At 77.3% G+C, this 524-nt stretch carries 1 protein-coding gene; it reads left to right on the top strand.

Going from position 1 to position 524, the window contains the following annotated elements:
- Positions 1–524: FAD/NAD(P)-binding oxidoreductase (locus VR45_RS41660; RefSeq protein ID WP_045945196.1), on the top strand; the 524-nt coding region annotated here is incomplete at both ends.

The raw sequence follows: 524 nt of genomic DNA on the forward strand, positions 1-524 counted from the left end.
GTGGAGCTGCGGCTCGGCAGCTGGGTCGACGCGGCCGCGCTCGCCGCCGAGGGCTTCGACGAGGTCGTGCTCGCCACCGGCGTCAGCCCGCGCGTCCCCGACCCCGCCGACCTGCCGGGCGTCGACCACCCCAGCGTGCTCGGCTACCTCGACGTGCTGCGCGACGGCGCGGCCGTCGGCGAGCGGGTCGCGATCCTCGGCGCGGGCGGCATCGGCTTCGACGTCGCCGAGTTCCTCACCGACGCGGGCGACGCGCCGAGCCTCGACCCGGCCGTGCACCGCCGGCACTGGGGCATCGACGGGGACTACCGGGAGCGCGGCGGCCTCGCCCGCCCCGAGCGGCCCGAGCCGCCGCGCCGGGTCCACCTGTTCCAGCGCCGCACCACCAAGGTCGGCGCCGGGCTCGGGAAGACCACCGGCTGGATCCACCGCACCGAGCTCAAGCACCGCGGCGTCACCATGGTCGCGGGCGCGGGCTACGACCGGATCGACGACGCGGGCCTGCACTTCACCGTCGACGGCGA

Source organism: Streptomyces sp. NRRL S-495 (assembly GCF_000966955.1).
GTDB classification, from domain to species: domain Bacteria; phylum Actinomycetota; class Actinomycetes; order Streptomycetales; family Streptomycetaceae; genus Kitasatospora; species Kitasatospora purpeofusca.